Source organism: Lactobacillus sp. RTP31084st1_F9_RTP31084_210423, assembly GCF_040919545.1.
In the GTDB taxonomy this organism is placed as follows: domain Bacteria; phylum Bacillota; class Bacilli; order Lactobacillales; family Lactobacillaceae; genus Lactobacillus; species Lactobacillus paragasseri.
Window position 1 is genome coordinate 553,636 of the sequence record NZ_JBCOVH010000001.1, and the last position, 24,198, is coordinate 577,833.

General features: G+C 33.8%; 21 protein-coding genes and 1 other RNA gene. 5 read left to right on the top strand and 17 right to left on the bottom strand.

Annotation, left to right across the window (positions count from 1 at the left end):
• Positions 1 to 29: 29 nt before the first annotated feature.
• Positions 30 to 914 carry a LysR family transcriptional regulator gene (locus AB5359_RS02790; protein ID WP_048687001.1) on the top strand — a complete coding sequence of 295 codons (885 nt, stop codon included), beginning with the start codon at positions 30 to 32 and terminating at the stop codon, positions 912 to 914.
• A 69-nt stretch (positions 915 to 983) separates the two neighbouring features.
• Here the strand turns inward: AB5359_RS02790 and AB5359_RS02795 are convergent, their stop codons facing one another.
• From AB5359_RS02795 to AB5359_RS02805, 3 genes are all read right to left on the bottom strand, one after another.
• Positions 984 to 2,075, bottom strand: a complete 1,092-nt coding sequence (locus AB5359_RS02795) for a hypothetical protein (RefSeq protein WP_048686999.1) — start codon at positions 2,073 to 2,075, stop codon at positions 984 to 986.
• A gap of 84 nt (positions 2,076 to 2,159) precedes the next feature.
• Entirely contained in the window at positions 2,160 to 3,047 is an 888-nt protein-coding gene (locus tag AB5359_RS02800; protein ID WP_368287192.1) for a DegV family protein, read from the bottom strand.
• Positions 3,048 to 3,162: 115 nt separating this feature from the next.
• Complete coding sequence (locus AB5359_RS02805; protein WP_003648850.1) at positions 3,163 to 3,573, bottom strand: MarR family winged helix-turn-helix transcriptional regulator; 411 nt, start codon at positions 3,571 to 3,573, stop codon at positions 3,163 to 3,165.
• A gap of 188 nt (positions 3,574 to 3,761) precedes the next feature.
• Between AB5359_RS02805 and AB5359_RS02810 the strand changes: the two genes are divergently transcribed.
• On the top strand, positions 3,762 to 5,453 hold the full coding sequence (locus AB5359_RS02810) for an NFACT family protein (protein WP_077410380.1): 1,692 nt from the start codon (positions 3,762 to 3,764) through the stop codon (positions 5,451 to 5,453).
• 85 nt (positions 5,454 to 5,538) lie between these two features.
• Here AB5359_RS02810 and AB5359_RS02815 read toward each other — a convergent pair whose 3' ends face one another.
• Genes AB5359_RS02815 through AB5359_RS02840 form a run of 6 tightly spaced genes read right to left on the bottom strand, consistent with a single transcriptional unit; the run spans position 5,539 to position 13,180 of the window.
• Positions 5,539 to 8,703, bottom strand: a complete 3,165-nt coding sequence (locus AB5359_RS02815; RefSeq protein WP_048686993.1) for a carbamoyl phosphate synthase large subunit — start codon at positions 8,701 to 8,703, stop codon at positions 5,539 to 5,541.
• A 3-nt stretch (positions 8,704 to 8,706) separates the two neighbouring features.
• Positions 8,707 to 9,762, bottom strand: a complete 1,056-nt coding sequence (locus AB5359_RS02820) for a carbamoyl phosphate synthase small subunit (RefSeq protein WP_003648853.1) — start codon at positions 9,760 to 9,762, stop codon at positions 8,707 to 8,709.
• Between the two features lie 3 nt (positions 9,763 to 9,765).
• Positions 9,766 to 10,680 carry an RluA family pseudouridine synthase gene (locus AB5359_RS02825; protein ID WP_039156585.1) on the bottom strand — a complete coding sequence of 305 codons (915 nt, stop codon included), beginning with the start codon at positions 10,678 to 10,680 and terminating at the stop codon, positions 9,766 to 9,768.
• 14 nt (positions 10,681 to 10,694) lie between these two features.
• Positions 10,695 to 11,159, bottom strand: a complete 465-nt coding sequence (gene lspA, locus AB5359_RS02830; RefSeq protein WP_003648855.1) for a signal peptidase II — start codon at positions 11,157 to 11,159, stop codon at positions 10,695 to 10,697.
• On the bottom strand, positions 11,160 to 12,839 hold the full coding sequence (locus AB5359_RS02835) for a formate--tetrahydrofolate ligase (RefSeq protein ID WP_048686991.1): 1,680 nt from the start codon (positions 12,837 to 12,839) through the stop codon (positions 11,160 to 11,162).
• Entirely contained in the window at positions 12,836 to 13,180 is a 345-nt protein-coding gene (locus tag AB5359_RS02840) for a hypothetical protein (RefSeq protein ID WP_020807368.1), read from the bottom strand. Before AB5359_RS02840 ends, AB5359_RS02835 begins: the two co-directional genes overlap by 4 nt.
• A gap of 132 nt (positions 13,181 to 13,312) precedes the next feature.
• Between AB5359_RS02840 and AB5359_RS02845 the strand changes: the two genes are divergently transcribed.
• The gene (locus tag AB5359_RS02845; RefSeq protein WP_368280196.1) at positions 13,313 to 14,236 is read left to right on the top strand and encodes a DegV family protein; all 924 of its coding nucleotides are present in this window, start codon (positions 13,313 to 13,315) and stop codon (positions 14,234 to 14,236) included.
• 58 nt (positions 14,237 to 14,294) lie between these two features.
• Here the strand turns inward: AB5359_RS02845 and AB5359_RS02850 are convergent, their stop codons facing one another.
• The 5 genes from AB5359_RS02850 to AB5359_RS02870 all read right to left on the bottom strand — a co-directional run bounded on the left by AB5359_RS02850 (position 14,295) and on the right by AB5359_RS02870 (position 18,339).
• Positions 14,295 to 15,527, bottom strand: a complete 1,233-nt coding sequence (locus AB5359_RS02850; RefSeq protein WP_048686986.1) for a metallophosphoesterase — start codon at positions 15,525 to 15,527, stop codon at positions 14,295 to 14,297.
• A 2-nt stretch (positions 15,528 to 15,529) separates the two neighbouring features.
• Positions 15,530 to 16,654, bottom strand: coding sequence for a class I SAM-dependent RNA methyltransferase (locus tag AB5359_RS02855; protein ID WP_003648860.1), 1,125 nt, complete (start codon positions 16,652 to 16,654; stop codon positions 15,530 to 15,532).
• A gap of 73 nt (positions 16,655 to 16,727) precedes the next feature.
• Positions 16,728 to 17,094: RNase P RNA component class B (gene rnpB, locus AB5359_RS02860), an RNA gene on the bottom strand.
• 24 nt (positions 17,095 to 17,118) lie between these two features.
• Positions 17,119 to 17,556, bottom strand: a complete 438-nt coding sequence (locus tag AB5359_RS02865; RefSeq protein WP_003648861.1) for a DivIVA domain-containing protein — start codon at positions 17,554 to 17,556, stop codon at positions 17,119 to 17,121.
• Between the two features lie 213 nt (positions 17,557 to 17,769).
• Positions 17,770 to 18,339: a DUF1273 domain-containing protein gene (locus AB5359_RS02870; protein ID WP_048686984.1), complete on the bottom strand. Its 570-nt coding sequence runs from the start codon at positions 18,337 to 18,339 to the stop codon at positions 17,770 to 17,772.
• Between the two features lie 68 nt (positions 18,340 to 18,407).
• Here AB5359_RS02870 and recU point away from each other — a divergent pair, with 68 nt between their 5' ends.
• A complete protein-coding gene (recU, locus tag AB5359_RS02875; RefSeq protein ID WP_003648863.1) occupies positions 18,408 to 19,037 on the top strand; it encodes a Holliday junction resolvase RecU in 630 nt (209 codons plus the stop codon).
• Positions 19,027 to 21,405 (top strand): PBP1A family penicillin-binding protein, encoded by a 2,379-nt coding sequence (locus tag AB5359_RS02880; protein ID WP_368280198.1) that lies wholly within the window; start codon positions 19,027 to 19,029, stop codon positions 21,403 to 21,405. Before recU ends, AB5359_RS02880 begins: the two co-directional genes overlap by 11 nt.
• A gap of 86 nt (positions 21,406 to 21,491) precedes the next feature.
• Here the strand turns inward: AB5359_RS02880 and nth are convergent, their stop codons facing one another.
• The 3 genes from nth to asnS all read right to left on the bottom strand — a co-directional run bounded on the left by nth (position 21,492) and on the right by asnS (position 24,140).
• Entirely contained in the window at positions 21,492 to 22,121 is a 630-nt protein-coding gene (gene nth, locus AB5359_RS02885; protein ID WP_003648865.1) for an endonuclease III, read from the bottom strand.
• A gap of 8 nt (positions 22,122 to 22,129) precedes the next feature.
• Positions 22,130 to 22,774 carry a DnaD domain protein gene (locus AB5359_RS02890; protein ID WP_048686980.1) on the bottom strand — a complete coding sequence of 215 codons (645 nt, stop codon included), beginning with the start codon at positions 22,772 to 22,774 and terminating at the stop codon, positions 22,130 to 22,132.
• Between the two features lie 67 nt (positions 22,775 to 22,841).
• Positions 22,842 to 24,140, bottom strand: a complete 1,299-nt coding sequence (gene asnS / locus AB5359_RS02895) for an asparagine--tRNA ligase (RefSeq protein ID WP_048686978.1) — start codon at positions 24,138 to 24,140, stop codon at positions 22,842 to 22,844.
• Positions 24,141 to 24,198: the final 58 nt, after the last annotated feature.

Below are 24,198 nucleotides of genomic sequence, written 5' to 3' on the forward strand. Positions count from 1 at the left end.
GTTTATATTAAAAATGAGAGGTATCACTTATGGAGTTAAGAGTTTTAAGATACTTTCTGGCAGTTTGCGAAGAAAAAAATATATCAAAAGCTGCTAATTCTCTTCATATTAGTCAGCCATCCTTGTCAAGACAGTTAAAAAATCTAGAAGAAGAACTTGGTGTAACCTTGTTTTACCGCGGACATCAAGAAATTACGTTAACTCAGGAAGGCTATTATCTTCAAGAACATGCTGAAGAAATTATTTCTTTAGCTAATAAGACACAACAAAATTTAAAACATTCTAAAATCATTTCTGGTGAATTATATATTGGAGCTGGAGAAAGTATTGCAATTAAGCGTGTAATGGATATTGTAAATAATATTGTTAAAAATTACCCTCAAGTAAAAATTCATGTTTTTAATGGGAATTCTTCTATGATCGAAGGGAAAATTGAGCGTGGTATTTTAGACTTTGGAATTACAATGGGACAATATGACACGACTCAGAACTTTAATAGCCTTACGCTTCCTGAAAATAATGAATATGGAATAATTGTAAGTAAATATCATCCTCTTGCCAAGCAACCATATATTGTCCCTGAAGACCTTCAGAAATATCCACTTATTATTTCTAAGCATACAGCTGATTCTGATAACTTTAGAGATTGGTGTACTGATCCGCAAAAATTAAATATCGTAGCCACATTTAATTTACCTGATAATCTGCAATATCTAGTAGAAAAAGGACTATATTGCCTACTAATTTATAAAGATTTACTTTCACTTTCCCCGGAGAGCAATCTTTGTTTTATTCCACTTCAACCCAAAATAATTGATCATAATCGGTTAATTTGGAATTCACGAGTTCAACTATCAAACGTTGCGCGTTTATTTCTTAAATTATTACGTAATTCTATAAAAAATGAAAAATAAGTTTAGTCCAGTAAAAAAAGCTTTGAAATTCCAAATTGGATTTTTCAAAGCTTTTTAAATTATCTATTTCTAATGACTCTGATCTGATGCAGGCTGCTGATTATTTTGATTTTGCCCTTGTTGATTATTAGTATTTGTATTATTGTTTTGCGACTGTTGGTTAGATTCTTTATTGTCTGATGACTGGCTTGTTGCGTTACTTTGGTTTTGTGAATCTTGCTTAGCATCATTATGCTCTTCAGATTTACTACTTTGTGATGAACTAGATTGCTGACTACTTGAGCTTGAACTTGATTGACTAGATTGAGAAGAATGTGAGTTTTCTGAATCTATATTGATATCAAAACTATCATCAGCTTTTGGATGGTACACTCTGTGGCTCTTCTTGGTAGAGGACTTCGATTTTAATGCATTAGGTGTACTTACTTTAATAGCATTGATTTCTGAATACGTACCCTCTTGCGAGATATTATAACCAGCATAAGCAAAACGCAAATAAAATGAAAAACTAGTCAAAACTAGGTGTCCACTTTTTTCTTTTAAAGTATATTCAACTTTTAGTCGCTTAAGTGCACCTTCGTTATCAAGACCTGAAGCATTACCCTTAAGCTTTTTAATTAGCTTCTTGTGGGTTTTATTCCAGAAACGTAAACTACTTCCGCTATAGCTAACACGATAAACAGAGCCAGATTTTTTCAGTTTCATATCATTCTTAATTGCTTTACTTCCACTTAAGATAATAGCTGGATCAAACTGACTGACTACCTTGTTAGGCGTCATTGTAGATGAAGCCTTCCATTTTGGACTTCCGGTATTATCCCACATCTTCTGATATACCTTATCTTCATTTAGCCACATAGAAGTCTTATCTACTTTAGCTTGTGCTTTAAGCGGGTCATTTTGATATTTGCCTGACCAAGTTCTAGTAGCCTCAATTCCAGGTGAATTCTTTACTTTAAATTTGTAACTCTTAAAATCAGTATTTAATGCTTCAGCAATAATTTCTTTATCACTACTATTACTTGTAGCTGAGTTAACAGTTGCGGGAGTTGAATTTTTGATAGCGCTCGTATTCATTGCTAAAATCACTTGAAAGACTATTACTAACGTAAATCCTACCCCTGCGACTAAGCCTAAAATTTTTAAAAATTTATTTTTCATTAATTTAGTTCACTCTCACTTTAGTTTTTCTTTATTTATTAAAAAAATAGGAAAGCAACTCTAACTCTCCTATTTTTCATATGATTATTTTTTACTAAAGTCCATTTTATCAATGTCTGCCATCCAAGTAATACCAAGAGATTTCTCTCCTAAATATGTGGCAATCACAGAACTAAAATTGAACATTTTGATGGTCATATTAGGGAAAGCGGCTTGAAAATCATCTTTAACCTTAGTAGCTTGTTCTAAGTCATTTGAATTATAAACGGTTAATGCTATTTTATCTTTAATTGGTGAATTATTTATTCGTTCAATAGTGATATTTTCTGCTTTCTTTACCGCACGCTTCATTGAACGTACTTTATCAAAGCTTACAATTTGATAATCATCTTTTTTAAATGTTAACAGTGGCTTAATTTGAAGCATAGTACCAATAAAGGCGCTCGCATCACTTAATCTGCCACCACGAACTAAATTATTTAAGTCATCTACAACAAATAAAACATCGATTGTATCTCTGATTTCATCAAGCTTAGCTAAAATTTCTTTAGGTTCCCACCCATTTTTAATCATTTTGGCGGCTGCAAGTACTAAGTTTCCCATTGAACGAACTGTCATTGCTGGATCATAAGGGTAAAGATTAAATTCAGGATGATTATGTGCTAAGTTAACTAAGCTATTGTAGAAACCGGAAATACCTGACGTTAATGGAATAGCGATAATTGCTTCATAGCCTTCATCTTTTAATTTCTGACATAGTTCAAGCATAGTACCTGGACTAGGTTGCGAAGTCTTCGGAAAAGGTGCTCCATCGCGTTCTAGCTCAAAAAGTTTTTCCGCAGTAATATCTATCCCATCCATATATTGCTTATCTCCAATGATAACTGGGATTGGTACTACAGTAATATCGTTGGCCTTGGCTTCTTCTGGGCTTATATCACTAGTACTATCTGTAATGAGTGCTATCTTCACGTGTGAAAACCTACCTTAAAATTAAAATGGCAGCATTAAGTTGCATGCTGCAATACTACTTATCAAAATGAAATTATATCATAAAATCAATTGTTTTTTAAATATAATCGTTGATTTATAACTCATCTGCCATTAAGTTGTTAACAACAATTTGCATCTTACTATCAAAATCTTGAATTTTTTCTTGACTCCAAGTAGAAAAAACCTGCGCCTCAATTTGTCTTAAAACATCTTTTAGTTCCTGGGCTTTGGCTAATCCTTCAGCATTCAAATTTAAAGATTTACTAGAATCCTTCTTTGAACGTTCAACTTGAATTAAAGCAGCAGTTTTTTTCTGCTTAATTTGTCTACTTAAGGTAGAAAGCGATATACTTAGTGCTTGTGCTAATTCTCCCATCGTCAATGTTTCATTCTGATGACGGTCGAAGAAAAGTAATAAACGAGTTTGAGAAAGATTTAACCCACATTTTTTATTAATCGCCCGCTTAATACTTTCACTAACACTATTAAATATTAGGACATCCATTTTTATTTACCACCTATGCTTATATTTCCCATTTTGTCTAATCAACAATAATTCTAAGACATAATTTAAATTTTCACAAGACTTGTGAAAATTTAACAATATTTGTGAAAAAATCGCGTAATTGGTAACTAAGGAAATTTATAGTATTAAAGAGTATAATATATATACTATTTTTAAGGAGGACACTTATGGCTTTTGATGGCTTATTTATTCATAGTCTTTTACAAAATCTCTATCCTACTTTAACTGGAGGAAAGCTTACAAAAATCTATCAACCATTCGAACAAGACTTAGTTTTAAATTTTAGAAAAGATCGTACAAATCAACGTCTATTAATTTCTGCAAATGCTCAAAATCCGCGTTTTTATATTACAACAGATACAATTACAAATCCTGATGTTGCCCCCACTTTTGTCATGGTTCTACGTAAATACTTAGAAGGTTCAATTCTTAAAAAAATTGAGCAAGTCGGCGTAGAAAGAATTGTTAATTTTTATTTTTCTAATCGAAATGAGCTTGGCGACGAAATTCAACTTATCTTATCAGTTGAATTAATGGGGCGTCACAGTAATGTCATCTTATATAATGCTGATGATAATAAGATTATTGACTTGCTTAAGAGAATTAATCCTGATGAAAACCGGGCTCGTTTATTACTTCCGCATGCATCTTATGAATTACCACCGCTTTTACCAGGACTTAATGGTTTTCATTTATCTTTAGACCATTTCAACGATTTAAAGAAAAAATATCCTGAACCGATAGATTTTGTAAAGCAATTTAACGGTTTAGATGGAGATGATAAAAAAGAATTCACAGGTTATCTAGAAGATGACTTTTCCTATAGCTCCTTGCAAACATTTTTTAATCAATTTAATAGACCTAAGGGGTATGTTTTACAGACTATTAAGCATAAAGATCAAGTATATACTTATCTTCCCTATCATCTTGAGCTAAATCTGATTTACTCTAATGACGATATCAACGAAACTCTTGATAACTTTTACCGCGAGCAAGCTAATCGCGAATGGGTAAAACAAAAGTCTAAAAAAGTTGAAAATATCGTTAATAATGAACTTAAAAAGCTCAAGAAGAAAATTATTAAATTACGTAAACAATTAGATCAAGCTGAAAATTCTGAAGGCTATCGAATCAAGGGCGAATTACTTAATGCTTATCTTCATGAGGTAAAACCTGGCATGGAAAGTATTGACTTACCAAATTATTATGAAAATAATCAACCATTGAAAATAAAACTTGATCCTGCTCTCTCTCCTGCTAGAAATGCTCAGAAATACTTTACTCGTTATCAAAAATTACGTAATTCAATTAAACACGTTAACGAGCAGATAAAAGTAGCCAATGAAAATTTAGATTATTTTGATTCTATTCAGACCGCGATTGATAATGCTGATCCTCAAGATATTGATGCAATCAGGGATGAATTAATTAATCAAGGTTATTTGAAAGAACAGACTCACAACCGTCGACGCAAGAAGAAAATTAGCGAAAAGAATTTGAATACTTTCAAATTGAGTGATGGAAAGAAAGTATTAGTTGGAAAAAGCAATTATCAAAATGACTGGTTAACTTTAAAAAAGGCTGACAAACGTGATTATTGGTTCCATGTTAAGAACATGCCTGGCTCTCACGTAATATTACAAGATAGCAGTCCAAGCGATGAAGACATTAAAGAAGCAGCTGAAATTGCAGCATACTTTTCAAAAGGAAAAACTTCTGGTCATGTTCCCGTAGATTATGTTCAAGTAAAAAGAATTAAGAAACCAAATGGAGCTAAACCTGGTTTCGTTATCTATACTGGTCAAAATTCAATTGAAGTAACCCCTGATGAACACGACGTTTTAAGTAAAAAAATATAAAAAACGCTCAACTTATAGATTTCATTTTCTATAAATTGAGCGTTTTTATGCTTCCTCTAGTTTACATAATTTTAAATATTTAGTTTTATAATGGCTGTGTAGTCATTGCTAAGGTTTCAAGCACCGTTAGTACATCTTGCGCAGATTGTAAACTAGAAAAGACAGGAATATGCGTACTTAAAGCTGCATCCTTAATCATGATTGCATCATGACTAGCAGAGTCAGATAAACTAGTAACGTTAATGACTAAATTAATGCGATGTTGCTTAATTTTTTCTAATAAACTATTGCTACCCTCTTGAACCTTTCCAATAATTCCAGTTGTAATACCTTCTTCAGCTAAAACATTAGCTGTTCCCTCAGTAGCAAGCAATTTAAATCCTAACTGGTGGAATCTCGCAGCTATTTTAATTGCATTCTGTTTCTCAGAATCTTTAACAGAAATAAATACGGTCCCATATGTCGAAATCATTAAATCACTACCTTCATACCCCTTAAATAAGGCTGTTGGTAAATGCTTAGCACGTCCGATTACGCTTCCAGACGTCTTCATCTTGGAATCAAAGGTATTTTCACTTTGGTAAGATAAATAAGAAAATACAGGCATTTTAACATGAATTAGGTTATTTGATGGCCAAATGTCACTAGGTAATTCTAATTCAGACAGCTTACTTCCCAAAAGAACTTTCATGGTAATTGCAGTGATATCTCTTTTCAAAGCTTTAGTTAAAAAGGCTACATTATGGCCTGAATAACTCTTCATTTGCAATAAGTATATCTGATCATGAGCTAATAAAAAATGTAAATTAACTGGTCCTCTTAAGTGTAATTTAGTTGCAATACTAATTGCACTATCGCGTAACCTACGCTGATCATTAGTTGATAAGTTTTGGGGGCGATAAACAGCTATTGAGTCACTGGCATGTGATCCAGTTTGTTCGAAATGTTCAATAATTCCAGGAATAGTAACATTTTTACCATCAGAAATAGCAGTGACTTCGTATTTTTTGCCTTCAATGAACTTAGAAACCGTTATATGTTCTAATGAATTCTCGGCAATATATCTTTGTAAGGCAGGTAAATCAAAAACAACAGCAGACTTTTGTTTCTTGCCATTGCTGGTACCACCGATCAAAGCTGGAAAACCATTATCCTTTACAAAAGCAAAAATATTTTTCTCATTATCACATTGAAGAGCAGGAACAGGATTAACACCTGCTTGATATACCTCTTCAGCATGGTCTTCTTTTAAAATCTCTTTTAAATTAGGTTGTCCTAAAATCGTCAGCCCATGCTCTAAAAGCTGAATTCGATACTGATTAATTTGTTTACCAGAAAACTGAGTTACAACTTCAGTAATATTTTCTTTCCAAGCAACTTCTAAAATATTTTCTAAAGTAATTGGTTCAAAATAAACCCGGTCACATACATCATAAGCAGCACTAACACTTTCAGGATTATTACTAATAATTACTGGGCTAATTCCCTGCTCTTTCAATGTTTTCGCTGCATGATAGAGCATGTAATCAAATTCTCCAGTTAGAGATACCTGAAATGGTTTTAGCCCTAAAAGAAGACATTTTTTAGAATTAGCTAATGGTTTTACTTCGTCCTCAATCCCATAACTACTATAAACTGCCTTAATATTAGGATGTATTAATCCAGCTGTACCATCAATTTCAATATAACTTGGCTTAATTGACCATTTTGTACATAGATCAGCAATTGCTTTTTCTTCTCGTCCAATAATTTCAGCAATTAATCGATTAGAAAAACCGTTCTTTTTTACTTTAAGTAACAAATCAGGAGTTAATTCATCTGCTTGCAGCTTTTTTAATAAAATCAAAATATGATTAAATTTCTGCAAAAATACTAAATGAACATGTAAAAGTTTGTGTAACTTATGATAACTAATTCCTTTAGCTAAGGCAGCTAAAAGTGTTACTAAATGCATTTCATTAGGATGACTTAAATCTTGTAGTAACTGTTCTTCACTCTTAGCACATTCTTTATTAAAAGTTGTTACATTATTAGAAAAACCAGTTGTTGATTGCAAGGCTTTTAAAAATGCACTTTCAAAATTACGACCTATTCCAAGTGCTTGTCCACTTGAAGTAGTCTTATTGTTTAAAGCATAGTGATTATAGCCTGCTTCAGTAAATGACCAATAAGGTAATTTTACAAAGCAAGCGTCTTGTACTGGATCAACTGCGGCTGAAATACCAGATTGCGGATCAGTTATTTCATTTAAATTATATCCAAGTGCAATTTTTGCAGTTACATAGCCAATTGAATAAACACCACTTCTATATGAAAGTAGGCTAGTTTGTGTTAGGCGTGGCTTTATACTTAACACTTTATAGTTAAAAGATTCACCACTCTGTTTAACAGCAAAATGAATACTTAATGCACCATGCAAATTAAGGCAATTAGCAATTTTGCGACAACAATTTCGTAATCTTTGAATCTGATTGTTATTCCTGGTTAAAATGGGCGTAACTAGTAAAGAATCAGAAGAATTGATACCTACTGGTTCTAAGCTACCAGTATTACCAACAAAACAGAAATTGCCATTATTATCACGGACAATATCAAAAATCAATTCTTCCCAATTAGAGAGATCTTCACTTAATCGATAGTCTTGCCAATTAAAATGGTCGTCATTTTCTTCATCCAAAAAATACTGCTCTAATTGTGTTAAATTGCTCAATGAAATCATATTATCTGGACGATAATGCTGCTTCTTTGACAAAAGAAGTGGAAAGTGTGCATGTTCAACTATGCGTCTTAAATCTTCTTCTTTTTCTAAGATCCATTGATTAGCCACAGCAATCTTATTTGCCTTAAGGAAAGTATAAAAATTATGAGGTGTTGACAAACTTAAAGCCAAACTATTAATGGTTAATAGCTCAATGTTCATTTGAGCTAAAATTCCAGATTCTAATAACTCTTTAGTAAGTCTTAAGGCTGGCTTTCCTCCAAAAGCTGGAATAATAGCATCTGGCTTTTCCATTCGGATAATACGTTTCACAAAGGGAAGCGTCATTGGCTCAAGATAAACGTTTACATCTGGACGAGGATCAGTTGTTACTGTTGCTGGATTAGGATTAATTAGAACAACTTGAATACTACTTTCTTCAAATGCAGCTAAAGCTTGTTTAGCTAGAATGTCCAACTCTGTAACTTCTCCAACGATACTTGGCCCGGCCCCAATCACAAGAACTTTATTAATTTCATTATGTAAAGGCATAATTTACTCCATCATATTCAAAAACTGATCATAAATACTAGCTGCATCAAAGTTACCTGGTGAACCTTCTGGATTGAATGCAGTTGCCAAAACTTTATCATCTTTAATACTGAAACCAGCTAATAAATCTGACTTTAGGTCAAAATATTTACGTGAAAGATTCAATGATAAACTATCTGGAACAACTAATTGATCAATATTCATTGCCGTTTGCCAAATTCGATTATTAGTCTGTTCAATAACGGGAAAATTACTACCATTATAAGCCGGAATTAAGTCTAAAAGCTCTAAATTTAAGAAATTACTAATGGCAAGAAAGCCTAATCCAATTCCTAGAATTGGTAATTTTCCATAAAATTTATCAAAAACAGGCTTCAAAAAAGGTGCAACTTCTTCTACCCTACCTGGTCCATTAGAAATCACAATTGCGTCTGCTCGTAAATTAATAATGTCATATATTGATGCATTGTATGGTAAAACAACACTATTAATTTTGCGTAATGAAAGGGATCGTAGCAATGAATGTTTTAAACCTAAATCAATCACAGCAACAGTTTTACCAACATTTGGTGCAGCATAGGGATGCGTAGTAGAAATTTGAGCTGTTTTATTTTTAGGCAAAACAAGCGCCTTAATTTGATCAAATGCATGGGCATCATTGGTATCCATAATTGATGCCTTGATTACTTGTTTATTTTTTAATTTTTGAACTAACGCCCGTGTATCAACACCATAGATTGCCGGTATTCTTTTTTCCTTTAAAAAATCATTTAAGTCTTGAAAAGTTGGATTTGCAGAAATATGAAAGGCAATATCATTAGCAATTATTCCGCGCACGCTTGGATCGATTGATTCGTAATCGATGGCATTAATACCACTACCTCCAATCATTGGTGTTGTAAAAGCTAAGATTTTACCAAAATTAGCAGGATCTGAAATAGCTTCCTGATAGCCAAAATTACTAGTTTGAATGGCAAGTTCGCCTGTAGCAGTAATCGGTGCACCAAAACCGTGTCCCGAAAATGCTGTGCCATCTTCAAGAATTAAATATCGTTTCATAAATTAATGCTTCGTTTCTCGTCTTAAATTTTCTAGTTGTTTTTCAAAAATAGCTGGTAATGGTGCAGAAAACTCCAGCCATTTGTGTGTAGATGGTTGATAAAAACCTAAAGTTTCGGCATGCAGAAATTGACCATGGCCTGTCAATGTCTTTTTAGGTCCATATAAAGGATCTCCAGCTAAAGGATGACCAATATATTTCATGTGAACCCTAATTTGATGAGTCCTGCCTGTTTCAAGAACACATTTAACTAAACTATAGTCTTTAAATTGTTCAAGCACAGTAAAATGAGTTACTGCAGCTTTCCCTTTAGGATTAACTGCCATTTGTTTCCGATTATTAGGATTTCTACCAATCGGAGCATCAATAACCCCATTTTTTGTTTCAAAGTTACCATGAACAATTGCTAAATATTCTCTCTTATTTATTTTTTCTGCTAGTTGCTTTTCTAAACTTTCACGAGCTTTATCATTCTTAGCTACCATCAACAGCCCGGAAGTATCCTTATCAATTCGATGAACGATACCTGGTCGAAATCCTTCAGGACTATCAGCTAATTCATGTGTGTGATATAGTAAACCATTAACTAACGTATGATCAGGATGACCAGCGGAAGGATGAACTACCATCCCTTGCGGCTTATTAACTACAATCACGTCTGCGTCTTCATAAACAATATCAAGATTTAAATTTTGCGCCTCTAAAGATAATGGTTTTGCTGGAGGAACAGTAATATCAATTAAATCACCGGCTTGCACCTTATATGATACTTTCTCGGCCTTATTATTAACTAGAATATTTTTATCGTTAACTAGCTCTTTGATTTTTGTTCGGCTTAGATCTTTAATCTTTTCAGCAATCACTTTATCTAAGCGTCCTTTTTCTTTTTCAATTACTAATTGATAATTTTCGGTCATTTAACTTTCATCCTTTAATCCTTTTCACTTATAAATATCAAATAGATAAAAACAAGGACAATTCCAACTGTAATAGCACTGTCAGCAATATTGAAAATATTAAACTGAACAAAATCTAATTGCAGCATATCAATTACATATTTCAAGTGCAATCGATCAATAAAATTGCCGACAATTCCTCCCAAAACTAGGGCTAAACCAGTATCGAAAAGCCAATTTTTATATTTTGGATTAAAAAGATAATAAACTACCACCGCAATTGCAGCAATACTAATTAAGTAAAACAAGATCATTTGACCGCTAAAAATATTCCATGCAGCTCCATCATTTTGTAAATACGTAAATGAAAGAATTCCTGGAATAATAGTTTTCTCGTCACCTATTTTAAAATTAGTAACAATATAGTTTTTTAACCATTGATCGGCAACAACCACTAGTAAAGAAATTACTAAATATAAGACTTGCTTAGCTCTCTTCATTTAGAATAATCCTGAAATCTTTCCATTATTGTCTACATCGATGTCTAAAGCAGCAGGATGCTTAGGAAGTCCTGGCATGTCTAAAATTGAACCAGTTGCTACCACGATAAAGCCCGCACCATTCTTAAGAGCAAGGTCTTTAACATGAAGAGTAAAGTCCTCTGGTGCTCCAAGAATCTTCTTTTTATCGGTAAAACTATATTGCGTCTTAGCAATAATTACTGGTAATTGATCTTTGCCCATCTTCTTAATTTCTGCTAATTGCTTCTTTGCCTTATCCGAATATTCGATATCCTTTGCATGATAAATCTTATGAGCAATTTTAGCGATTTTATCTTCTACAGAATCCTCAGGCTCATAAACAGGAGTAAAGTCACTAGCTTTACCAGTTAACTCAACAACTTTTTTAGCTGCCTTGATTCCGCCTCTTGAACCTTCATCATGGTAAGAAACAACTTCGCAGTCAAAGCCATCATTTTGAACTAATTCCTTTAATTTAGACAATTCCTGATCAGTATCACTAGCGAATTTATTAATCAAGACCATTACTGGTACACCATAATGAGCCATATTTTCCATATGACGCTTCAAGTTAGCAAATCCCTTTTCTAAAGCAGGAATGTTCTCTTTATCTAAGTGATCTGTACTTTCTTCAGCTTGATATTTTAATGCTCTCACAGTTGCCACTACTACAACGGCATCTGGTCGTTTATCTAAATGATTTGATACAAAGTCCATAAACTTTTGACCACCAAGGTCTGCACCAAAACCTGCTTCAGTTAAAACATAATCACTTAAATGTAAGGCTGTGTTAGTAGCAATTACTGAGTTAGCACCATGAGCAATATTAGCAAATGGACCTCCATGAACAATAGCTGGAGTATGTTCAAGCGTTTGAACTAAGTTTGGCTTTAATGCAGTTGATAGTAAAGCAGCAATTGCTCCTTCAAACCCTAAGTCTTTAACATAAACAGGTTCATCTTTTACTGAAAAGCCAACAAGAATATTTCCAATTCTCTTCTTTAAATCATTAATATCAGTTGCTAAACATAAAATAGCCATTAGTTCGTTGGCTACAGTAATTGCAAAGCTAGCTTCATGTTCGATTCCATTAAAACGTGATCCTTGACCGATAGTGATTTTCCTTAAAGTACGATCATTAACGTCAATTCCGCGCTTCAACAAAATCCGATTTGGATCTAACTTTAAACTATTGTCTTGGTAAATATAATTATCGACCAAAGCAGCTAAAGTATCAATTGCACTAGTTAAAGCATGCATATCTCCAGTAAAATGCAAATTAATGTCTTCCATCGGAATAATTTGTGCATAGCCACCACCAGTAGCTCCACCCTTCAATCCAAAAACAGGACCCATTGAGGGCTCTCTTAAAGCAATTAAAGTGTTTTTATGGAGTTGGTTGCTAATAGCATCCCCCAAACCAATAGTAATGGTCGATTTACCTTCACCGGCAGGAGTAGGACTAATTGACGTAACTAAGATTAACTTTCCCAGTTTTTGGCTCTTCTTAATTCGGTTAATACCTCTCCAGCTAATCTTAGCTTTATCATTACCGTAAAGTTCAATTTCTTCTGGCTGAAGATCTATCTTTTGTGCAATTTCTGTAATTGGTAATTCTTTAGTATTCTGAGCGATCTCGATATCTGACTTCAAATTCATTTCTTCTTTCTCTTAAGTGCTAAAAGCAAATAAGTATTAAGTTTACCTCTTGCTTCATATATGTCGAATGCCTTCCATTGCCACTTAATTTTTAAGTCCTGAAGCTGAATTTTTTGACGATATGGTAATTTTAACCAATAAACACTTGCTTCTTTTTGAAAATAAGAATTAAGCCAGGTATAAATAACAATAATTGCGAAAATAGTTCCTAAAGCAATTGCAGGATAACTAATTGACTTGTTACTTTCATACCCAACAATAAAGGCTACAAAAATTAGTGCTAAGAGCCAGGAGTAATAAATTACACCGGCAGCTCCTAAAAAAATAAAATGTTTTTTCATAATTTAGAATTTAGGTCACACCCTATTTATTAATTATCTCTATTGTAACAAAAATAAAACAGATTTACGTTTTTGTTTAAAGTTGTGTTCTAGACTATAATATTAAGCAAGAATATGGAGGAAATTAATATTATGAAAATCGGCGTTTTAACTGACAGTTCATCTTATTTAACGAAAGAACAATGTGAGAAATATGGTATTGATGTACTACCAATTCCAATTATTTGGGACAATAAAGAATATCTTGATTTAATTGATATTGGTTTTCATGAATTTTATAAAAAATTAAATAGCTCTACAACTCTTCCTACCACTTCTCAGCCATCAATCGGAACAGTTAAAAAATATGTTGAAAAAAATATTAATGAGGGTTATACAGATCTAATTATTATTACGCTCTCAAGTGGTATTTCTAGTTTTTATAGTAATGTCTTAAGCGTAGCAAATGAAGAAACGCGTATTAATATTCATCCCTTTGACTGTAAAATCACATGTGCTGGAGAGGCAGATGCCGCAATCTTAGCTGGTCGATTAGTTAAGGCTGGAGCTGATATTAATCTAATCATGCATGACTTAAAGGATCTACGAAATACTACTGATGTTAGATTTATGGTAGATAATCTTAATCACTTAAAACGAACCGGACGTTTATCAAATGCGGCTAGCTTTGTTGGTTCTATTTTAAAAATCAAGCCTATCTTATCTATGGACGTTCAAAACGAAGGTAAGATTTCTGCAATTGCAAAAGAAAGACAGTATAAACGTGCTTATAATCATATTAAAAAAGATTTCAGTCGCCTAACTTCTAACATGCCTTATCCAATTCAGCTAACAATTTTTCATGCTGACAATGAAGAAAGAGAAGCTGCGTGGATTAATGATTATCAAACGAGTTTTCCAAAAATTAAAGTTGATCAAAGTATTATCGGTCCAGTTGTTGGAGTTCACGTTGGTCAACATACAATGGCAATGATCTGGTGCCGAGACTTAGATTCTTATTTTGATAAAAATGGTAAGCCACTTTTAAATATTAATTCTCAAGTAGTTGAAGATTAAAAAAAGACAAGTACTATAAATTTCATATAGTACTTGCCTTTTTTAGTTAATTTGCCTTTTAATACTTAATTTTCACATGTAAGTTATCATGTACAGAAGTATCATATAGAGTCTGCAAATATAATTCATATTGAAGATTTTCTGAAATTAGTCGTTGATAGATTTCAGACTTTTTTAGTTTTTGTAATTCGTCAAAATCGATATGATTCTTGCCAGTAAAGAAATGATAGTTCATTTCACCAAAAAGACGCCCCATCTGTCGAACACTCTTTAAATCATCATGATTTCGATACAAATCTTTTTGCATTAATTCTGCAGAAATAGTCCCTAACTGAATGTTTTCTAAATAATCATGAAAATGAGTTAAAGTCCAATTTTGCTTTTCTTTATCAGTTAGATAGTCTTTCATCTTAAAATGGTGACATGTGTAGCTAATTTCTTTTGGAGAAACTTTAACTACACCATACCCTTGATCATTAGAACAAAAGCATGCAGTTACAACTTCCGTTGCTGGACATGAATTTTGCGGTGACATGATATTTTGAGCGTGAATATGACCAGAAAAAACTAGTTTTACATTATATTGAGCTAATAATTTACGTAATTCTCGATAGTCATCAACCACATAGCCTTTATTTACTGCTGGATTATGTGCATAAAGATTATGATGCATACAGAAGATTACACGCAAGTTATTCTGACTAGCATATTGAAGCTGCTCTTTAATCCACTTTCTTTGTTCTTTACCTAAAAAGCCTGCTGTAGCTGGAGCAGTAGATGATTCTTCGTTTCCATAATCGTTGGAATCTGCCAAGATTAACAAATAATCTGGGTTCAACTGAACACTATAGGCTAATGAACTATTATCAACGCTAACTGCAGTTTCATAAGAAGTTCTAAAAATATTACGCCACATTCGAGGACTAATCTGCCCAGCATAATATTGCTTTTTACCATGAAATTCTCTTGCCCATCCATCATAAATATCATGATTTCCAGGAAGAACAAGAAGTTTAGTTTTAGTCAAAGGTTTAAAAATTTCCGCAAATCTCTCAGCTGAAACCCGCTCTCCATTAAAAGTTACATCCCCCGTAACAATAATTGCTGCAGGCTTCTTTTCTTCTGCCATTCTAACAAAAGCACTAAGAGCAGTTTCTTGATAATAAAGATCCTTGCCCTGACTAGTTTTTTGCATTTGAGAAAAAGCCTGACCATCATCATGTAAGCTATCTGCAATTAAATGAGTATCACTAATGACCCAAAAGCTCGTCTTTTTGTCTTGCGTTAACATTTTTATCTCTTATTTGCCCAATATTGATAATAATCAGTTCTTAAATTACCATTGTAAAATTTTCGTTTTTTAGTAGCTCTAGCACCAAAGAATTTTTCAAATTGCGGATCAGAGGTTAAATAATACTGACTAAATGAAGATAATGGACGCAAAGTTTGTCCCATTTCTTCATAAATTTTTTCAGCTGCCTCGCGGTCTTTCAATCGCTTACCATAAGGTGGATTAGCAATAATTACCCCATTTTCTAAGTCGGTCGCAAAGTCTTTTACAGCTACTTGTTTAAATTTAATATCTTGTAACACGCCAGCATTATGTGCGTTAACCTTAGCAATTTCTAAAATTGACTGATCAATATCGCTTGCTAAAATCGGAGCATGCTCTTGTTTTTCTTTAGTTTTTGCTTCTTCCACTAATTCGGGATGAATTTTTTTATCAAACCAGTCAAAATTATCAAAAGCAAACTTTCTCCAAATACCTGGAGCTATATTTTTAGCCTTCAGGGCTGCTTCGATTGCAATCGTGCCTGATCCAGTCATAGGATCGATAAAAGGATGAGAGCCATCAAATGGTGTTAATTCAATTAATCCAGCTGCAAAATTTTCCTTTAAAGGTGCTCCACCATGTTCAACTCGATATCCACGCTTAAATAAACTCTGGCCAGTTGTATCTAAGCTTAACCGTGCTACATCTTTATAAATATGAATATCTAAAGGATACTCAGCTCCACTTTCAGGTAAAAAGCCACGTCTCCGATATTGATCGGTCAGCTTATCTACAATTGCTTTTTTAACAATTGATTGCACATCAGGCTCAGAGTGTAATTTACTACGAACACTTCTTCCCTTCACAGGAAATTGTGCATCAACTGGTAATAATTCTGCCCAATCATAGCTATAAACTTCATCGTACAATTGATCAAAGCTAAATGCCTTGAATTCTTTTAATAAAATTTTGATTCGATCAGCACTTCTAAGCCATAAATTGGTCTTTACAACATCCTTTTGTGTACCTTTAAAAAATACACGTCCATTCTCGGTACTAGTCTCATAGCCGAGATTATTTAATTCTTTTGCAACAACGCTTTCAAATCCAGCGCCCATTGTCGCATATAATGTATATTCTTTCATTATTTATTCTCTATCTATACTAAATTTTTCTATAAAAAAAGGTTGAGCCAAAGCTCAACCCTAACCTACAAATCTCTATAAGCCACGTTCTGTTCCAATAAGATCTGGTTAAACCTTATCTTCAGCGACCATCTATCTTCATTAAAAATGACTTCGTCTTTAGTTCATTTACTTAGACGAAAGCGCCCCTACCAAATTTGGGTTGCCCGCTTGCAGGGTTTACCTCGTTCCACCAGCAAAGTTTCCCTTGCTGCTTCGTCACTGTGGCACTTTTCAGGATAGTCACACATGTCAAAAATAATTTAGTGCTTTTTCCGCCGTAACTTGATAAAACAAGTCCCCCAGCTTATTGGGCTGAGTACAAAAACTACAAGCATCTCAGCTTGTGCGTGCGTGGACTTTCCTCAGCTAGCATAAGCTAACCGCGATCGCTCGAAATTTGCAATAACAATTATATCATAGTTTTAATTAGCTTGGTAAGTTCTATCTTGTTGATTCATTCTTTGCTCAAGGTTGTAGACTTTACGCTCCAAAGTAGAAATACGTTGAATCATAGCTACGTTAGTAGTTAATTCAGGAGCTTCTTTTTCTTCATTTGCGCTATTTACTATAGGTTTCTGGATATTATGAGGAGTGTACGTCTTAACATCATCCTCAACTTCTTCATTTTTGAAATCTAACTTAGGAGCATCACTCTGAGTTGGTGCCTGTTTTTGTTGAGCTTTTAACTCACTAATTTGTGCCTGTAAATCTTCAATAATTGTCGCAAAAGTACTATAGTCAGAAATAATCGTATCAAGGTATGAATCTACCTCATCTGAGTCATACCCCTTCATTTTGGTCCTAAATTGCTTTTTTAAAATACTTTGTGGATTTAGTTGAATATCATTTAAACTTGCCATTTATTTCGTCAAACTCCTTAATTGCAGACTAATGTCTGTCTTTAATTTAGGCGATAAGGTGTTAACTAGTTATTAGCTCAATGGCACTCACCATATCGTATACAACTAGTATAAGTTATAAATTTTCTTCAGGCAATAATAGCCCCTGTTTCTAAAAAATTTCTTATTAAATTAGTCTTACATAAGCTACAAGCAAAAAAATTACTCTAAAATCTAATAAAAATTATTTTCTTGTCGATGATTTTCTTCATATTCTTCTGCTGATTCCTGCAAATCATAAAAGTCAATTATATCTACAGGGTAATCATGTCCCTCTTGATACTTTTGGATGGCTTCATAATCATATTTGGGCTTACCAGGATGTTCAGGATCATAAATCAGAACTGCGCGGTCGGTATGTTCCAACATGAAACTTTGATAATTTTTTAATTGTGCTGGACTCATATAGGGATAATTTGAAGTAGCAGCAGTGAAATCAACTTGTTCGGTTAAATTTTGATACTTCATCTGATTATTTTCATTCCATCTTTTAGAAAATTCTAAATAAGGCGTCATCAAGGCCGTATGAATGCTATATTCATTCTGAAGTTGAATTGCTGCTTCTAATGCCCATTGCTCAATTCCTAAGTTTGCACCACTAATTATCCAGTCAATTTTTCCCTCTTCAAGTAAGCTTTTAAAATAATTAGTTAGAGTATATTTAATTACAGTTAACTTAGGATCCTTATCACTAAAGATACCTAATTCATACGAACGATATCCAGTAACCCATAAACGCTTCATTGATGATCCTTTCTTTCTCTAAAAATGATTTAAAATCTTTGCTATAATGCTAAACAGGAGTGATGTTGATGGTAAAATATCCAACAGGCAGTCTAACACATTATACTAAAGATCAAACTGATCTTCTGCATCCAAGAAAGCAAAAACATCGTAAAGATGTTGTATTTTCTGATCGTGGAATGAACCTAGAGCAACAAATCAATGAATCTAATAAGTATTATCTTCTTGAAGATATTGCTGTAGTTCATAAAAAGCCAACTCCGGTTCAAATTGTCAAAGTAGATTATCCCAAACGTTCTCGTGCAGTCATTAAAGAAGCTTACTTTAGGCAGGCTTCTACAACTGATTATAATGGCGTTTATCAAGGTCGATATTTAGATTTTGAAGCTAAAGAAACGAGAAATAAAAGATCTTTCCCTTTGAAAAATTTCCATGAACATCAGATCATCCATCTTGAAAGATGTTTAAAGCAAAAAGGAATTTGTTTTACAATAATCCGCTTCGTAACTCTTAATCGCTATTTTGTAACTCCAGCGAGTTTTGTAATTAAAGCTTGGAAAACACCGCATAAGAGTTCGATGACACTTCAAGAGCTGATTGACAATTCAATTGAAATCAAAAGTGGATTTCGACCAACACTTCCTTACTTGGATGCAATAGATAATTTTATAGATAGGAACAAAAAGAATGGCAGATAACAATCAAAAGCCAACCAATTCTAGAATGGCTAACCTTCACCCCGAAGGTAAACCACGTAAAAGAATTTGGCTACAAATAATTAAATGGTTCTTTATTGTGGCAATGTTAATCATTGTTTCTGGGGTAGGACCATTTGCGTATTACGCTAAAGACGCTCCTAGCATTTCACAAGCTCAACTTCAAAGTGGAGGAACGAGTAGCCTTTATACTCGAGATGGGAAATTTCTTCTTTCTTTAGGTTCTGAAAAAAGAACTTACGTTAATAATGATGAAATTCCTAAAGAACTCAAAAATGCTATTGTCTCTGTCGAAGATAGGCGTTTTTATAAAGAAGGTATTGGGCTTGATCCAATTCGAATTGTTGGTTCTGCCCTAGTTAACGCTAAAAGCAAGGGCGTGGCTGCCGGTGGATCAACTATCACTCAGCAATTAGTTAAGCTTTCTGTTTTTTCAACTGCTGCTTCGCAAAGAACTCTTCGTAGAAAAGCACAAGAAGCATGGCTTTCAATGAAAGTTGAACGAGAATTTAGTAAAGAGCAAATTTTAGAGTTCTATATTAATAAGGTATATATGAATTACGGTAACTATGGAATGGGTACTGCAGCAGATTTCTACTATGGCAAGGATCTAAAGGATCTTGATTTAGCACAAACTGCTCTTCTGGCAGGCATGCCTAATGCACCAGTTACCTATGATCCATATGTTTATCCAGAAAAAGCTAAATATAGAAGAGATATTGTTTTAAGAGCAATGCTTAAAAACGACAAGATTACTAAGTCTCAATATACACAAGCTGTTAATGAGCCAATCACTCAAGGATTACAACCAAAGAAGAACAATGCAACTTCAGAATTAAGGAAGGTTGACGATCCATATATTAAAGAAGTAATCAGCGAAGTTAAGAGCAAAGGATTTAATCCTTATAATGACAACTTAAAGATTACGGTTAATATTGATCAAGATGCACAACAAAAGCTTTATGACCTAGTAAACAATGGATCAGTTCCATTTACTAACGATAAGATGCAAGTTGGTGCAACAATTATTGATCCAAGGACTGGTCACGTTATTGCTATTATTGGTGGCCGTAAGCTACCTTCTGTTCAATTAGGGTTAAATCGCGCTGTTCAAACTGGCCGTTCAACTGGATCAACTGTTAAGCCCGTATTAGATTATGGTCCAGCAATTGAATATCTTAACTGGCCAACTTCTCATATACTAGACGACTCTAAGTATGTTTACCCTGGTACTAATATTCAGCTTTATGACTGGGATAATAAATACGAAGGTAAAATGACTATGCGCCATGCTCTAGAACAATCCAGAAACGTCCCTGCAGTTAAGACCTTAAGCAAGGTTGGAGTTGCACGTGCATCGCTCTTTGCAAGAAAGCTTGGCGTTAACGTTCCTTCTGATTCTGGTTTATCAGTTGCAATCGGGGCTAATGCTTCTTCTCTTCAAATGGCAGGCGCTTTTGGTGCTTTTGCTAATAATGGTGTTTACCACAAGCCACAATTTGTTTCTAAAATTGAAACACCGGATGGTTTAACTAGAAATTACGATAGCAGTGGTACTAGAGTAATGAAGGAATCAACCGCATATATCATGACTGATATGCTTAAGGGTGTGTTAACTAAGGGTTCTGGTACACAAGCTCGAATTAAAAACTTATATGAAGCTGGTAAAACTGGTACTGTTAAATATTCAGATGAAGAATTGGTAAGATATCCTCAATACAAGAACTCGCCAAAAGATTCATGGTTTGTCGGTTATACTAAACTTTATTCAATGGGTATTTGGACTGGATACGATAACTTGAAAGATGGTACCCCATCAGGCGTTGGTTCTTCTTCAGCTCAACTTCTATATAAGCAAATGATGTCTTATCTCATGACAGATAAAGCTAATAAAGATTGGACAAAGCCAAGCACAGTTGTTAGACGCAGAATTGCTAATGGTACCCAAGATAAAGTAGTTTCTCCTACTGCAAGCAATTCAAGCTGGCAATTATTTGTCAAAGGCCATGCGCCAAAAAATCCTTATAGTGAAGTAACCGTTGATAAACGGAAAGATGAAGATGACGACGTTGATACGAGATTTGATACAGAAGATGATACATCATCTAAGGGGCAATCTCATTCTCAAAGTAGCTCTTCATCAAGTCATGCTGAACAACAATCATCGAGTCAAAAGCAGTCATCAACTTCTAATAACAATAATAATTCAAATAATCAGAATCAAAACAATAATCAGCAAACGGAAAATAAATCCGATAATCAAAATAACAATTCCCAGCAAAATACAAATAATCAAAATAACCAAAATCAACAACAACATCAGGGAAATAATTCCAGTAATAATCATTAATTATTGAAATCAAATAAAAGCTCCAGAAGCATCATATCAGAGATGCCTTCTGGAGCTTTTTTGCATTGTATTTTAATTAAAAAAAGTCATTTTAAAGGTGGTAAAAAAGAATACGGATCTTGATCTTTAGTTCTAGCCGGCATTGTATATCGACCAAATAAAATCATTGCATGATGCGTCCGAATCCATTCTTCTTTTGGGAGTAATTCTTCAAGACGTTGTTCTACCTCGTGGGGAGTAGCTTTTTCCCCCACTATCTTAAATCTTTTAGAAATACGGGATACATGAGTATCAACTGCAATTGCAGGTATTTTAAAACCTTCTGCTAAAACAACATTAGCTGTTTTCTCTCCTACGCCAGGTAATGTCATTAAAGTCTTTTTATCCTGGGGAATTTCACCATTGAACTTGTCTGTAATGATCTGTGCTGTTTCCTTTAAATGCTTAGCCTTTGTGCGATACAAACCAATGGTGCGAATATGTGCTTCGATATCTCTAATATTAGCTTGGGCTAAGCTGGCGCTGTCAGGATAGTCATTAAAAAATTTAGGTGTTGTTTTATTAACCATCTTATCAGTAGTTTGTGCACTCATTAAAACTGCACAGAGTAAATGAAACTTTGTATCCCAGTGAAGCTCTCCTTTAGCATCCGGATAAAGAGATAAAATTCTTTTTAAAACTAATCGAGCTTCTTCATCCGATAATAATTTTTCCATTTAATCACCTAGTTTCGTTGCAGGAAATTTTTAATTTGATCTGTAGTTGTCAGACCATGTCGTTGCCAATTCAATAAAATTCGATCAACATACTTAAAATTATATACCTGCGCTAAAATTGCTTCACGCAAAGCCAATTTAACTATCTCTGGATTGTAATGGTCAATATTAAGCCAAGCAGCAATTTCTTGCTTTTCAATTGGACTTAAAAGACGTCCAAACTCAATTTCAAATTGTCTCACTAACTCTTGCAATGGATTTACTGATTGTCTTTCTTCTGTTAGTTCTCCTGCACGAACTTGATCGTTAGCATTCGTCTCTCTCTCATCAATAATTGTATCTAATTTTTGATATAAAGGCTTGAGATCATAAAAATTTGTAATTCTACCTTCGCTATCTCTCTTTTGCCCTAATTCAAGTAATTCCTTATCAATTAAATCCTGAATTAGCTGCGACACTTCGACTGGCGATAAATTCATTCTTTCTGATAAATCATTATTGCTTGGAAAGAAATTATTCATTTGTTTGAATGATTCTAATTGCAATAAAAGCATTGCTTCAATTTCAGATATTTTTAAAGAGGGATAGTAACGTAATAGACTATTAGAAATGACTGTAAATCCTTCATTTTGGATAGCCGCAAAAGACGCCATACATTTTTCCTTTCAAAAAAAGCTGAACTAAAATAGTTCAACTTTTTATATTATATTAAATTATTGATTATGGTTGCATTCTGTTAATCAATCTTGGGAATGGAATAGCTTCACGAATATGATCTAACTTACAAATCCAAGCAATCGTACGCTCAAATCCCATACCAAAGCCAGAGTGAGGAACACCACCAAATTTACGCAAGTCAAGGTACCATTGGTAATCTTCTAAGTTTAGCCCTGCTTCTTCAATTTGCTTTTTCAAAATTTCGTAGTTTCCTTCACGTTCAGAACCACCAAAAATTTCACCGTATCCTTCTGGTGCAATTACATCAGCACATAAGTATTCTTTAGGATTATCAGGATTCTTCTTCATGTAGAAAGGCTTAATTGTGGTTGGGTAGTTAACGATGAAGACTGGACGATCAAATTGTTCTGAAATATATCCTTCATCTGGGGCACCAAAGTCGTCACCCCATTTAATATCACGACCAGCTTCTTGAAGCATTTTAATAGCGTCATCGTAAGGAAGACGAGTAAAGTTTCCTTCAGTAGTTGGACGCAATTTTTCAGGATCTCTACCCAAGATTCTTAATTCGTACTCATTATTTTCAAGAACTTGCTTAACCATGTATGCTAAATATCTTTCTTGAATATCTAAGGATTCATCTTGGTGCATCCAAGCCATTTCTGGTTCCATCATCCAGAATTCTGTCATGTGACGACGGCCTTTAGATTCTTCCGCTCTAAATGTTGGACCAAAAGTAAAGATCTTACCGTAAGCCATGGCACCAGCTTCACCATACAATTGACCAGACTGTGATAAGTAAGCATCATTGTTGAAGTATTCTACGTGGAATAATTGCGTAGTACCTTCTGGAGCAGAATGCATAAAAATAGGTGCATCAAATTTAATAAATCCTTCTTTTTCAAAGAAGTCAACAGTTGCTTTAAACATAGTATTTCTAATTTGCATAATAGCAAATGGACGCTTTGATCTTAGCCATAAGTGACGATTATCAAGTAAGAAGTCAACACCATGTTCCTTGTTACCGATTGGGTAGCCTTCATTATTAGAAACAATTTTTAAATCTGAAATTTGAATTTCATAACCGAAGTGAGAACGCTTATCCTCATGAACAGTACCAGTAATATAAAAACTAGCTTCTTGACGTAAAGACTTAGCTGCTTCAAAAACTTCTTCAGAAACATCGTTCTTACGAACAACGCCTTGGAAAAATGCAGTTCCGTCACGTAATTGCAAGAAGATAATCTTACCACTTGATCGTTTATCAGTTAACCAAACATGCATCTTAACTTCTTGGTCTACATGTTTAGAAGAATATTTAATTGAGATTAATTCTGTCATTACTTACCAACCTTTTTAATTAAATTTAATTTTATTATACTAAAAAATTGCTCGTTAG

What these genes read in the sequence shown, in the direction of transcription:
- AB5359_RS02790 (WP_048687001.1), top strand. Translation starts at nt 30, where the DNA reads ATGGAGTTAAGAGTTTTAAGATACTTTCTGGCAGTTTGCGAAGAAAAA.
- AB5359_RS02795 (WP_048686999.1), bottom strand. Translation starts at nt 2,075, where the DNA reads ATGAAAAATAAATTTTTAAAAATTTTAGGCTTAGTCGCAGGGGTAGGA.
- AB5359_RS02805 (WP_003648850.1), bottom strand. Translation starts at nt 3,573, where the DNA reads ATGGATGTCCTAATATTTAATAGTGTTAGTGAAAGTATTAAGCGGGCG.
- AB5359_RS02810 (WP_077410380.1), top strand. Translation starts at nt 3,762, where the DNA reads ATGGCTTTTGATGGCTTATTTATTCATAGTCTTTTACAAAATCTCTAT.
- AB5359_RS02815 (WP_048686993.1), bottom strand. Translation starts at nt 8,703, where the DNA reads ATGCCTTTACATAATGAAATTAATAAAGTTCTTGTGATTGGGGCCGGG.
- AB5359_RS02820 (WP_003648853.1), bottom strand. Translation starts at nt 9,762, where the DNA reads ATGAAACGATATTTAATTCTTGAAGATGGCACAGCATTTTCGGGACAC.
- AB5359_RS02825 (WP_039156585.1), bottom strand. Translation starts at nt 10,680, where the DNA reads ATGACCGAAAATTATCAATTAGTAATTGAAAAAGAAAAAGGACGCTTA.
- lspA (WP_003648855.1), bottom strand. Translation starts at nt 11,159, where the DNA reads ATGAAGAGAGCTAAGCAAGTCTTATATTTAGTAATTTCTTTACTAGTG.
- AB5359_RS02835 (WP_048686991.1), bottom strand. Translation starts at nt 12,839, where the DNA reads ATGAATTTGAAGTCAGATATCGAGATCGCTCAGAATACTAAAGAATTA.
- AB5359_RS02840 (WP_020807368.1), bottom strand. Translation starts at nt 13,180, where the DNA reads ATGAAAAAACATTTTATTTTTTTAGGAGCTGCCGGTGTAATTTATTAC.
- AB5359_RS02845 (WP_368280196.1), top strand. Translation starts at nt 13,313, where the DNA reads ATGAAAATCGGCGTTTTAACTGACAGTTCATCTTATTTAACGAAAGAA.
- AB5359_RS02850 (WP_048686986.1), bottom strand. Translation starts at nt 15,527, where the DNA reads ATGTTAACGCAAGACAAAAAGACGAGCTTTTGGGTCATTAGTGATACT.
- AB5359_RS02855 (WP_003648860.1), bottom strand. Translation starts at nt 16,654, where the DNA reads ATGAAAGAATATACATTATATGCGACAATGGGCGCTGGATTTGAAAGC.
- AB5359_RS02865 (WP_003648861.1), bottom strand. Translation starts at nt 17,556, where the DNA reads ATGGCAAGTTTAAATGATATTCAACTAAATCCACAAAGTATTTTAAAA.
- AB5359_RS02870 (WP_048686984.1), bottom strand. Translation starts at nt 18,339, where the DNA reads ATGAAGCGTTTATGGGTTACTGGATATCGTTCGTATGAATTAGGTATC.
- recU (WP_003648863.1), top strand. Translation starts at nt 18,408, where the DNA reads ATGGTAAAATATCCAACAGGCAGTCTAACACATTATACTAAAGATCAA.
- AB5359_RS02880 (WP_368280198.1), top strand. Translation starts at nt 19,027, where the DNA reads ATGGCAGATAACAATCAAAAGCCAACCAATTCTAGAATGGCTAACCTT.
- nth (WP_003648865.1), bottom strand. Translation starts at nt 22,121, where the DNA reads ATGGAAAAATTATTATCGGATGAAGAAGCTCGATTAGTTTTAAAAAGA.
- AB5359_RS02890 (WP_048686980.1), bottom strand. Translation starts at nt 22,774, where the DNA reads ATGGCGTCTTTTGCGGCTATCCAAAATGAAGGATTTACAGTCATTTCT.
- asnS (WP_048686978.1), bottom strand. Translation starts at nt 24,140, where the DNA reads ATGACAGAATTAATCTCAATTAAATATTCTTCTAAACATGTAGACCAA.